This window comes from Trichocoleus desertorum AS-A10 (genome assembly GCF_039962155.1).
GTDB lineage: Bacteria > Cyanobacteriota > Cyanobacteriia > FACHB-46 > FACHB-46 > Trichocoleus.
This window is the reverse complement of sequence record NZ_JAMPKN010000016.1, coordinates 69,981-82,430: the sequence shown is the minus strand read 5'-3', so window position 1 is coordinate 82,430 and position 12,450 is coordinate 69,981. Positions and strand designations below refer to the sequence as shown.

At 47.2% G+C, this 12,450-nt stretch carries 7 protein-coding genes; 4 read left to right on the top strand and 3 right to left on the bottom strand.

Going from position 1 to position 12,450, the window contains the following annotated elements; genetic code table 11:
* Positions 1-171: 171 nt before the first annotated feature.
* The gene (locus NDA01_RS19505) at positions 172-2,169 is read right to left on the bottom strand and encodes a glycoside hydrolase family 10-like protein (RefSeq protein WP_348229248.1); all 1,998 of its coding nucleotides are present in this window, start codon (positions 2,167-2,169) and stop codon (positions 172-174) included.
* A gap of 785 nt (positions 2,170-2,954) precedes the next feature.
* Here NDA01_RS19505 and NDA01_RS19500 point away from each other — a divergent pair.
* Both NDA01_RS19500 and NDA01_RS19495 read left to right on the top strand, forming a co-directional pair.
* On the top strand, positions 2,955-3,689 hold the full coding sequence (locus NDA01_RS19500) for a PPC domain-containing protein (RefSeq protein ID WP_348229247.1): 735 nt from the start codon (positions 2,955-2,957) through the stop codon (positions 3,687-3,689).
* 362 nt (positions 3,690-4,051) lie between these two features.
* Complete coding sequence (locus NDA01_RS19495; RefSeq protein WP_348229246.1) at positions 4,052-6,160, top strand: cytochrome-c peroxidase; 2,109 nt, start codon at positions 4,052-4,054, stop codon at positions 6,158-6,160.
* 69 nt (positions 6,161-6,229) lie between these two features.
* Here the strand turns inward: NDA01_RS19495 and NDA01_RS19490 are convergent, their stop codons facing one another.
* Positions 6,230-6,562 (bottom strand): TMEM14 family protein, encoded by a 333-nt coding sequence (locus tag NDA01_RS19490; protein ID WP_199295732.1) that lies wholly within the window; start codon positions 6,560-6,562, stop codon positions 6,230-6,232.
* A gap of 98 nt (positions 6,563-6,660) precedes the next feature.
* Here NDA01_RS19490 and NDA01_RS19485 point away from each other — a divergent pair, with 98 nt between their 5' ends.
* Positions 6,661-7,995 (top strand): ATP-binding protein, encoded by a 1,335-nt coding sequence (locus tag NDA01_RS19485; protein ID WP_348229245.1) that lies wholly within the window; start codon positions 6,661-6,663, stop codon positions 7,993-7,995.
* Positions 7,996-8,047: 52 nt separating this feature from the next.
* Here NDA01_RS19485 and NDA01_RS19480 read toward each other — a convergent pair whose 3' ends face one another.
* On the bottom strand, positions 8,048-8,656 hold the full coding sequence (locus NDA01_RS19480; protein WP_348229244.1) for an outer membrane beta-barrel protein: 609 nt from the start codon (positions 8,654-8,656) through the stop codon (positions 8,048-8,050).
* 169 nt (positions 8,657-8,825) lie between these two features.
* On the opposite strand from NDA01_RS19480, the gene NDA01_RS19475 reads away from it, so the two are divergent.
* Entirely contained in the window at positions 8,826-12,395 is a 3,570-nt protein-coding gene (locus NDA01_RS19475; protein ID WP_348229243.1) for a HEAT repeat domain-containing protein, read from the top strand.
* Positions 12,396-12,450 lie beyond the last annotated feature (55 nt).

The following is a 12,450-nucleotide window of genomic DNA, read 5'->3' as shown; positions in this document are numbered from 1 at the left end:
AGGTAGGGGCTGTTTCAAGCTCACACTTGAAGCCAATAAAACTCGCACTGTAACAATCAAATAAGCTGGAGTATTGTTTGATCTTGTCGCAGCCGAGCTTAGATTGTTCACCCTCCTTAGACATAACCTGAACAGAACCTGAGTTGCCTCAGCGCCATTGCTCTGCCTAATTTACTTCACTGTAATTAACACTCCAGCACTTTCGTTGGCTAATCTATCAACAGTGCAGAGAGCGTAGGTGCCAGTTGTAAGGGTGACAGTTTTTGTGTCAGCAGGTAGGATTCGCTGCAATGTCCAAGTTTCTCCTGACTGTTGATAGAGGGTCCAAGATCGCACTGTACTATTGGCTGTGGTGCTCCAAGTGAGGGTTCCGTTTTGCAATTTCAGGTTAATCGGGAGAGAGGGGCGATCGCTACTCAACCAAGTCATTGCAGGTGCTAAAGCAAGTTTGGTATAGAGGACATTTTTGAAAGTGTCTGTAATGCCTAAACGACTGTCAAGCAAGGGTTTGGCGCTGAAAAAGATATTGCCCAAGGCTAATTGAGCTGCCATGCTGCGAGTGATGGCGATTTGCTGCTCTACCTCTGCAACAGGCCACTTGACGCTGTCTAATTTACTTAAGTGGTTGCCGATATAAATGTGCCGACGTTGGGAATTTTGCTCAGTCCACCACTGCAACAACATCGGGTAACTCTGGGCGGGAGCGTCAATGCGCCAATACAGTTGTGGGGCGAGATAGTCGGCCCAACCTTGTTGCATCCACTTTAAGGCATCGGCGTACAGGCGATCGTAGGCATCTAATCCTTGAGCCTTAGGAGGCTGTCCAGGGCGATAAATCCCAAAAGGGCTGATGCCAAATTTGACATGACGTTTCGTGGCTCGAATCCCGGTGGCAAGGCGCTGAATCAGTTGATTGACATTCTCCCGTCGCCAATCTCCCAAGGAGAGTGTACCGCCTTTTGCTTGGTACGCCTGATAGGTTTTCTCGTCTGGAAATGGCTGGTTTGCGATCGGATAAGGATAAAAATAATCATCCAAATGTATCCCATCTACGTCATAGCGGCGAACTACGTCCAAAATCACGTTGTAAGACAAATCTTGGACTACTTTTGCTCCTGGGTCCATCCACAGCTCATCTCCATACGGTAGAACGGCTTCTGGATGCGTTACCGCAATATGGGGTGCAGCTAAAGATTTGTCTTGTCTATCGGTTCTAGCGCGGTAGGGATTGAACCAAGCATGAAACTCCATATTGCGCTGATGGCATTGCGCGATCGCAAACTCCAAAGGATCGTAGAACGGCTCTGGGGCTTTTCCTTGCGTCCCGGTTAACCAGCTACTCCAAGGCTCTAGCTGTGAAGCATACAGGGCATCTCCTTCTGGTCGCACTTGCAGAATCACCGCATTGATGTTCAACGCTTGGAACTGATCCAATAATCTAACAAACTCTGCCTTTTGTTGCTCTACAGATAGCTTTGAGGCAGAGGGCCAATCGCGGTTCCAGACCGATGTTACCCACACGCCGCGAAATTCTCTAGTATGAGATACGGCGGCAGTGCGCTGATAATTCACAATGAAGTTGGATGAAATGACGGGTGCTTGTCCCAAATACACTAGGGTCTGATAGAGCAAGGCGGCAACTTCTGCTCTGGTGGCAGCTTGGGCAGGATTCAACCGCTTCAGGTCTGGGTAGTTGACGATCATCCCTGCACTGGTAGCCGCTGCGATCGCCTCAGTCGCATAGGCAGGAATTTGAGCTGCATCTTGATGCACCGTTGGTAGAGCCGCTTTGAGATCGGCCACAACCATTTTGTTGATGCCCAAGCCATTCACCAGGGAAACCAAAACCTGAGCCCGAATAATCTTTTCGTTCGGTTGAAACTGATTATTGGGATAGCCAGACAGAAACCCCGTTTCGTAAGTTTTCTGGATGGCTGTTCGCGCCCAGTGGGTAGTAGGCACATCAACAAACGGCACATAGGGACGAATGGCGGGCTTGGGAAAGGTCGCTTGCATCAATGCCGCAAACTCGGCCCGCGTGATGGATTGGTTGGGCCGAAAGGTACCATCCTCAAACCCTTTAATGATGTTACGCTGCGCCAAATTCTCAATAAAAGCACGAGCCCAATGAGTTTGAATATCCGGGAAGCGAGCAGTCGTGTAAACCATCAGTAACCTCAATGTAAATGCAGCGACTGGTTTATATTTTTCCCAGGCCAAGCACGCTTATTTGCACTCGGCCTAGAGCCAAATTAGTACTTCCCCCAAGCTGCTTGGCTGGTAGCGATTGCTAGCTCATCTATGAGCCGTAGATTGGTACGAGTTTAGCGCCAGAATATACATCTTCTGCACTACATCTAGAATCCCTTAAACTTGCTCCTGTTCCTGACAGTACCAAACCCTATCTCTTTGGCAGCAAAGCTTGATGAAATTCGAGATAGGTGATTTTCCTCTAGCTATTCAGTGATATCAACTAGTTTGGTAAGCGCGATCGCACCAGAACGAGTTAGTACGCATAACAATAGTTACACCAAATTTACTTAACCTTGGCCTAAATAATTAATAACACTGTCGTACCACTTCCAGAGTAGCAGCTCTAGATTACAGAACATTGTCGTATAAAAAATAGCTTTGGGCTCATTAAAACTTCAAAGTAGCTCATACAAGCTTTTTGGAATCAGCTCCACAAGCATTAGACAATGATGGATTTAGGCTAAACCTAAGTATTTATAAGTACTTTAAAATTAATTTCCTAGTATATTTTTTTGATAAATCATACTTAGATGCTCTACTGCCTCCGTACAATTCATGTCAATTTATATACAGAGACCTCTTTAATAATGCTCAGAGTAAAAAAATGAGCCGAGAAATACGTAGATAAAAGGTACTTTTGATACCTAAATTGATCTGTCTCTCAAGGGGTCTCAATCATCAACATTCACCCAATGAGAGCAATGAACTTCGTATCTAACCTTTGGAAAACCGGAACGGTTGCAGCGCTTGGTGCTCTTTTTTCGGTTGGCTTACCACTAGTAGTACGACCTGCGATCGCGAGCTATGCTCCGGAACAAGAACCCAACAATGATTTGTTTACAGAAGCCCAGAGCCTGGATTCCTTGTTTTCGCTCGATTGGGATGAAGACATTTTGAATTCTTTGGAAATCCCCCATGCCTCTATTTGGGGTAGTGGTTTTTCAGAGTGCATCACGCAAGATGAGTGCTTAGATGAATTCGACTTTTACTCATTCACAGTTCCTACAGGCAAGCGGACTTTTAGCTTCTTTGACATCGATCGCACAACTGGAGATCTAGACACTCAACTCTTTTTGTTCGATCGCCTACCAGATTTGACTTTACTCGCTTTCAACGACGATGCTTTAGCCAGTTTAGGAGCTAAGGGTAGTCAGGCAAGTTGCTCAATTTTTGATCCCAACTTCTCTTGTGATTCTTTTTTGGGATTCAACCTGAGTAACCCAGGCACTTACTACTTAGGTGTCAACTTTATTCCTCCCGCTACAGCAGGCCGAATAGAAGGTAACTACACATTGCATGTTTCCTTACGGACTGAAGACGTGCCTGCAAGTGTTCCTGAGCCCGCTTCTGGATTGGGTCTTCTCAGTGTAGGTGCTCTAGGTGCAAGAGCGATCCACAAGCGAAAGAAAGCTACTGGTCTAGACCAAGCTGCTTAAACTTCACCTAATACTGTGATTAGGTCAAAGGAGCGATCGCCTGTAGAAGCAATATTAGTAAGCGTTGAAGATACAGGTATTAATAGTAACTTCACAAAGCTGCCTGGCTTCCAAGGTCTAGTAATACCAAGAGGAACAGGCGATCGCCTAAGCAATTCAGTAACAACTAGTACAAAGTTTTAGTGAAAACTACGTAGGTACTTGCATTATTACCTCTACGTAGTGCTTCAATCAGAAGGATCGACATCTACCTAAAGACGTAGGTATTTACCTCATCCATTCAGATCTATATGACTAGAGAAAGGAATATGTTTAACTTCCCTCTAGCCATCTGGCGAAGTTGCCTTCGGCTAACTTCCAAGATGCCTAGATTTAAAGGGAAACCGTTTAAGCACTTGCGGATTGCCATTCTATTTGCTCTGGCAATTTTTGCAGGTCAGGCGGTTTCATCTACTTTATCGGCTCAAACAGTTTCTGACTCGCTGCCACCACTAGTTTCGCTGAGTACGGTTCCAGTCCCCAAACCACCTAACATCAGTGAATACATCAAGAACGAAAAAGCAGCGATCGCTTTAGGAAAATCTCTGTTTTGGGATATGCAGGTAGGAAGCGATGGCGTGTTAGCTTGTGCCTCTTGTCACTTTAGCGCTGGCGCAGACAACCGCTCCAAAAACCAAATCAACCCTGCTTTAATTGCTGGGGACAAAACCTATCAAATTGGTGGCGCACCTAACTACCAATTGCAGGTCAGTGACTTTCCCTTTCACAAACTGGCAAACCCCGATGACCGCAACTCAACGGTGCTAGCGGATGCCAACGATGTTTCCTCTTCTCAGGGAGCATTCAATGGGTTCCTAACCGAGGTGGTGCCCCGTAAATCAGCCGATGCAGGGACCGTTGAGACAGACAACGACTCCTTCGAAATACAGGGCATTAATGTACGTCGGGTAGAGCCTCGCAACAGCCCCACCGTCATCAATGCTGTTTTTAACTTCCGTAACTTCTGGGATGGTCGAGCGCAGCATGAATTCAACGGACAAAATCCATTTGGCGATCGCGATCCCAATGCACGAGTTCTAAAAACATCAGGATCAAGTGCCGATTGGGTAAGAATCAGCATTAAGAATTCCAGCTTGGCTTCTCAGGCAGTTGGCCCACCGCTGAGCGGATTTGAGATGTCCTTCCAAAAGCGCGGATTCGCTCAATTGGCACGAAAAATGCTCTCCCTGCGTCCGCTCTCTAAGCAGCAAGTCAGTTCTACAGATAGTGCTCTAGGGTCTTCTAGCCGCTATCCTTTACCTGGCCTCAAGACCTCTACCTACGCCACCTTGATTCGCAATGTCTTTCAAGATGTGTGGTGGAACAACACCAATACGATCGTAGAGTTTGATGCCAACAATAATCCAGTCTTAAAACCTCATCCTGGAACTCCTTTGGCAAGTAATCAATTTACCCAAATGGAGTACAACTTCCCCCTCTTCTTTGGTTTGGCAGTCCAAGCTTATGAAGCGACTTTGGTCTCTGACCAAACTCCTTTTGACAAATATGCTGTCGGAACCACTAGCGCTCTGACTGCCCAACAGAAGCACGGCTTAGAACTCTTCGAGGGTAAGGCAAAGTGTATTAACTGTCATAGTGGTCCAGAGTTTACCAACGCTTCTGTAGCGAACGTCAAAAACCAGAAAATCGAACGGATGCGGATGGGCGACAACAACATTGCTGTCTATGACAATGGCTTCTACAACATTGCTGTGCGACCCACTGGGGAAGACTTGGGTGTAGGTGGTACCGATCCATTTGGTAAGCCGCTATCGTTTAGCAAGCTGACTCAGCAAGAAGTGGCTGCGGGTGCGCCTGCTCCTGTCTTGGAGGGTGTTCCTGAAGAAAACATTGAGGCAGCACCGCTAGACCCGAATGAGCGAGTTGCCGTGAATGGAGCCTTCAAAACTCCAACGCTGCGTAACGTGGAACTCACTGGGCCTTACTTCCACAACGGCGGTCAGCTCACTCTACGTCAAGTGGTGGAATTCTATAACCGAGGCGGAGACTTCCACGAAGCCAATATCAATGACTTGGATCCCGATATCGTGAATCTGGGTCTAACTGAAACAGAAAAGGATGATTTGGTCGCTTTCATGAAAGCGCTGACAGATGAGCGAGTTCGCAACCGCAAGGCACCTTTTGATCATCCTCAACTGTTCATTCCCAATGGTCATCCCGGTGATACTCAGTCTGTTACTAATGATGGCACTGGCAATGCAACGGATAGCTTGCTCAATATCCCTGCGGTGGGAGCTAGCGGTGGTAAGCCATTACCCTACTTCTTGAATGTTTCACCAATGGCTAATTTGACCCCTACAACAACCACATCAACTACCAGTACTAATTCACTGGAGGGCAGCATCACTCAACAAGATTGCCCAGCAGGCACCACGTTAAAGTTCATCTCTGGTGGCTATGCCTGTATGTAAGCGATCGCTGTAATCCAGATCAAGCAGTTCTCCTAGCTTTGCCTAGCTTCTCACAGGAAGCTAGGTTTTTTATTGGCCCCGGAGGGTGTACAGCATCACCGCCAAAGCTCCTACCCCTAAAATAATCATTAGACCCGCAGGCATAAATTTGCGAGTTTTGGTCCAGCGTCCCACAAACACAATGATGAGTAGAGCAGTAATCGCAGCGGCTAAAGGCAAACCCCAAGCGTATCCTTGCAGTTGTAGCACTGCCGCACCGATTAGCAACAGGCCACTGATGCTACCAGAAATGAGGGATGCTTTACTTTGAACTTGGAGGAAGCCCACGATTCCCCCGATAATAGCTAAAGTTCCGTAGGCGATCGCGGCCAAAATACCTGGGTTAATCACAGCTGATTCCATAAGGTCAATTCCCTGGCTATCAGGGCTGAAGTTTGTACACTTAGTCCAGAGATTAACGGACGATCGCGCATTCCTCAAGTAAACTACCTGATTCATTCATGGATGCCCAAACTGTTGCTTCAGTTCAATTTATCCAACGTCAAGCCGCGTCCCTCTTGCTCTACCAATTTTTATTTGAGGAGGAAGTCGGTCGGCGGTTTGTGGAACTGTTGCAAGCCCTACGCCACACGGATGTAGACGGGTTGGCTTGTGTGCAAGCCTATGGGCGCTGGTTTCAATCTTTGGCCGCGAGCAATCAAGGCTGGCAAGAATACCTGCTGATGCAACTCCTCAAGGCTGATAATCCCTTCTCGCGGCGCGTGCAGCAAACGGAATTAACCGAACTACCTCCGGCTTTAGTCACAGCGGCGCGGCATGACTTGCGGGTGCTGCAAACGCTGTATGGCTGCACGAGCTATCGCTTGAGCCAATGGGTGCAAGTAATAGCCCAACTGCCTGCAGCTCCAGTTTCCTGGGTGGATGACTTGACCTGCTTTAGCCCTGCGATCGCGCTGCATACGGATGAAACCATGCAGGAGCAACTGCTGATTACCAAACTGCAAACGATGGATGACTGGTCGGATGCCTTAGAAGATTTGGCGGCCTATTACCAACGTTTTGGCACTGGCTTCTTCGCGGAATATTGCGCCTGTCGCTGGCAATCTGGAAAGTTAGTGGGAATTGCTCACCCTGACCCAATTCGGCTCACAGATTTGGTGGGTTATGAGGCGGCACGGGAAGCTTTAATGAAAAACACAGCCTTTTTGCTGTCTGGTTACCCAGCGTTGCATGTGTTGCTCTATGGCAGTCGTGGCTCTGGCAAGTCTTCCCTAGTAAAGGCGTTGTTGAATGAGTACAGCGACTTGGGGTTGCGCTTGATTGAAGTCGCCAAGTCTGACCTAAAAGAGCTACCTGTAATCGTGGAGCAACTGCGGAATTTGCCCCAGAAGTTCATTGTTTTTGTGGACGATCTGTCGTTTGAAGAAGATGATGATGCTTTCAAATCCTTAAAGGTCGTACTGGAAGGTAACTTGACGGCTCGAGCGCAAAATGTTGTCGTTTATGCCACATCCAACCGACGGCATTTGGTACGCGAGTTCTTTGGCGATCGCCCCCGACCGAAGGATAGTGACGAAATCCACAATTGGGATACGGTGCAGGAGAAGCTATCTTTTAGCGATCGCTTTGGACTAACTCTAACCTTTGAGCCTGCTAACCAGGATGTGTATTTGCAGATGGTGCGACACCTCGCGGTTCAGGCAGGAATTGCCATCAATCGCGAAGAGTTGGAGTTCCAAGCCTTGCAATGGGCGACGCGCCACAATGGTCGTTCTGGCCGTACCGCTCGGCAATTTATCGACTTCTTGCAAGCGGATTTAGCGCTTTCTAGCTGACTTGGGAGTCCTCTCCTCAGCCCCTCCCCGATTCGGAGAGGAATTTCATGCTCTAAAAACGGTAACCCGCTCCTACCTGCACTCTCACGGGAGGATTGGTGTCAGCGCGATCGCGGTTGAGCCTCAATTTGGCATCTCCGTAAATCACAATGCCATCACTCACGGCTGCTTCTACACCTGTAGTCAGGACGACGCCATTGCGATCGCCTAGCGGTGTGGCTTGTTCTGGCGTTTTGACGAAGGTATATCCTGCTCCTGCATAAATGTTGGTGTTGCCGCTCACAGCAAGGTCGTAGGAGAGCATTGGCATCACGGCCTTCACTTCTTTATCCACCAAAAAGACGGACCCTCTTGCCGAGATTTTGCTGTTGGGCAAATCCAAGCGGCCTTGAAACTGATTTTCGACCCCGACGCTGGAGTTGTCAGTAGGCTCTTGCCAAAGCTCTGCTGGCGACCAAGTAGGGCTACCATCCCAGGTTCCTGGTTCTATGAAGGATTGCAGCATTTCGTTGGTTTTGCTGCTATCAACCGTCACGCCAACATAGCTACCCTGCATCCCTTGCGGCTGAGCGGTGGCAGTCTGGGCCAACAAAGCGGTGGGGGCGATCGCTAAACCAAAGCCAGTTAGGGCGAGGCGGGGCAAACCTAAAACCAATCTCATAAGGTTTTGATTGAAAGCTACGTTATGTTATTTCATCCCTTACAGGGTAACGCTAATTGCTTCAGGAAAGTTATTGAGGGGCGATCGCTGTGCTGCTGAACGTTACAGTTTGCGGCTCAATGTTTTGAAAGAGGCCATAATACAGTCAAAGCAAGTCAGTTAGGGCAGCATGAGTGTAGAACTAGCAACGATTGGTGGCGGTTTAGTTAAGGCTGCTTTACCTCACATTTCTAAGGCGATCGTCTCTAAGGTCAGCAGTAAGCTCAATCCCACTGATTTGCAGAAGGCGCTAGAAGCGGGCATCAACGCTGCAACAGCCCAGGAGAAAACTTTGGCGATCAGTCAGTCTTTGTTCTACTACTGTGGAGACAAGGAAACAGATACATTTTTAACGCGAGCGTTTGAGCATTCAGGTGTTCAGGGTGAACTGGAGAAGCCCCTAAAAAATGCGGGTGTCCCTGATACTACTTATTTGATTGAAGCCTTTAAGCAGATCGCTACTGATCCCACAGTCAAGTTAAATGCGGCTTGTTTAGAACGATGGATAAAAGAGTTTGCCAGTGCTTATTTTGAGCGCACCAGTACTTACTTGAGGTTTCAGGTTGCTAAGGAAGATTACTTCAAGCAATTGGTGAACTGGTTTGATGATGTGAAGTTCGCTGGTATTGCGGTGCCTGGTCAGGAGGTAGAGCAATCGGAAAAACTAGCTCAGATATTTGTGATGCCAGATGTAGTGGAGGAGGTTTGGCAAAAAGATGGAGAACGCTTCGGCTTGCTAGGTGATGGAGCTGGAAACATACTCGCCGATGAGGATGGAAATCCAATCTTATTTGAGCTGCAAGCCAGAAATCGTCAGAAAGAGTTACTACATGAGCAAAGGCAGCGGGCAAAACTAGGTAGTCGCTCTGGTAAGAAATTTTTAGCTCGGCAGTTGCTCCATCAAAGCCAAACCTCTAAGGTTGTGCTGCTGGGAGCACCGGGGTCTGGAAAGACTACGCTGATGATCTACTTTGCGTTAATGTTGGCGCAGAAACAGCCAGAGAAATTAGGGTTAGTGACTAATGTGGATTGGTTACCGATTTTGATTCGGATACGAGATTTAGCCAAACACCCAAACACTAGTATTTTGGAGTATGCCAAGCAGTTTGCTAAGAATCGCATGGCTGTCAAAACCTTGCCAACTGGGTTCTTTGAGTATTGGCTAGAAGATGGTCGAGCGTTGATTTTGCTGGCTGGCTTGGACGAAGTACCGGAAGAAGCAAAGCGTTATGAGGTGGTGCGATTAATCGAGAATTTCTTAGGGCAGTTTAAGCAAAATCAGGCCATTATTACGTCTCGACCCGCTGGATACAAGCGAGACTTTTTCCACACTGAGGAGTTTCCCCATTACAAGTTACAGGCCTTTGATGAGCCTAAAGTTAACGAGTTTATTCATTGTTGGTATCAAAGCCGCTTTAAGGATCAAGCAGAAGCACAACGCCGAGAAGAAAGTCTGAAAAAAGCTCTGTCTCAAAATGACCGAATTAGACTTTTGGCAAAAAATCCTCTGATACTCACAATCATTGCGCTGATTCACCGCTACCAAGCCTTACTGCCTAAAGAGCGCCACAAGCTTTATGACAAAGCTGTTGAAACATTACTAACTTCTTGGGATGCCAATAAGGAACTTAGTAGTCATCAAGAACTGAAATATCTAGAGTTAGATGACTTACGGCGCTTGATGGAAAAATTGGCTTGCTGGATTCATCGTCAGGGTAGCACAGGTGATCAAGAAGGAGGCACATTAATTGATCGTGATGAGCTGATTGAACAGTTGAGCCAAGCAATTAAAACTCAAAAGCAAGTTGAGCTGCATCAGGCGCGACAGGAAGCTAAACGTTTTGTTGATTTCATTCGCGATCGTACCGGGCTACTCAACGAGCAAGGCCAAGACTGTTACGCCTTTGTTCATAAAACCTTTCAGGAGTACTTGTGTGCTCAAGAAATCAATTACCAAGCTGATAACGAAGACAATTTTGATATTGTGCTTGATGCTATTAAAACTCATCTGCATGACCCTCACTGGCGAGAAGTACTGTTATTGCTAATCGCTCAGCAAAAACCGAAAAAAGCAGCTAGAGCTATTCGAGCTGTGCTTGAGGCTCAGAGTGAGTATGAACAATGGATACACAGAGATCTGCTATTTGCTGGAAGTTGCCTTACTGAAAATCCTAGAAACTTAAAAGTCGCGGATAATCAACTCAGCCAAGAAGTTTTAATGACACTGATTGAGCTGGAAGTCAGTGACCCACTGCAAATTGGTAACAAGCTGCGTTCACAGGTATTTCAAACCCTGTGTAGCTTGGATGAAACAGAATTTGAACTTCAAACACTCTTATTACTCAAAGACGAAATAGAAAGAATTGACCAATGGCGCTTACTGGAATATCAAGCGGCTTTAGGAGAACAAAAGGAAGCGATTCTAACTTTGCTTGTGCGCCTCAAGGATGAAAACCTGAGTGTTCGTTCCAGAGCAGCTTATGTGTTGGGCGACTTAGGCAATAGCTCTGAAGTTGTGCTGCAAGGACTGCTGGGCTTGCTTCAGGATGAGGATTCTGATGTTCGCTACATCGCCGCCGACGCATTAGGCAAGTTGGGCAATAGTTCTGAAGTTGTGCTGCGAGGACTGCTGAGCTTGCTTCAAAATGAAGATTTTGATATCCGTCACAGAGCTGCTGATACATTAGGCAAGTTGGGCAATGGTTCTGAAGTTGTGCTGCAAGGACTGCTGGGCCTGCTTCAAAATGAAAATTCTCGTGTTCGCTACATCGCCGCCGACGCATTAGGCAAGTTGGGTAATAGCTCTGAAGTTGTGCTGCAAGGACTGCTGGGCCTGCTTCAGGATGAAGATTCTGATGTTCGCTACATCGCCGCCGACGCATTAGGCAAGTTGGGCAATGGTTCTGAAGTTGTGCTGCAAGGACTGCTGAGCTTGCTTCAAGATGAAAATTCTCGTGTTCGTTTTAGTACCGCTGATGCATTAGGCAAGTTGGGCAATAGCTCTGAAGTTGTGCTGCAAGGACTGCTGAGCTTGCTTCAAGATGAAAATTCTCGTGTTCGTTTTAGTACCGCTGATGCATTAGGCAAGTTGGGCAATAGTTCTGAAGTTGTGCTGCAAGGACTGCTGGGCCTGCTTCAGGATGAAGATTTTGATGTCCGTCACAAAGCCGCTGATGCATTAGGCAAGTTGGGCAATAGTTCTGAAGTTGTGCTGCAAGGACTGCTGAGCTTGCTTCAAAATGAAAATTCTCGTGTTCGTTACGTTGCTGTCGATACATTAGGCAAGTTGGGCAATAGTTCTGAAGCCGTGTTGCAAAGGCTGCTGGGCCTGCTTCAAGATGAAAATTCTCGTGTTCGTTACATCGCTGTCGACGCATTAGGCAGATTGGGCAATAGTTCTGAAGTTGTGCTGCAAGAAATGCTGAGCTTACTTCAAAATGAAGATTTTAGTGTCCGCTTTAGCGCCGCCGATGCATTAGGCAGATTGGGCAATAGTTCTGAAGTTGTGTTGCAAGGACTGCTGGGCCTGCTTCAAGATGAAAATTCTCATGTTCGTTTCAGGGCTACCAATGCGTTGAGCAACCTAGGTAAAAAGTCTTTCAATATTGCTTCTACTGTGGCTGACTGGATCGAGCAGCATAGGGATTCAAAGTATCTTGGTAGTGGGATTGATGCGCTGTGGGAGATAGTGGAAGGGTAAAAAGAGGGATGAGGGATGTAGTTTGCTTCTGTGTGGTAGTGGGATGAATTAAAAA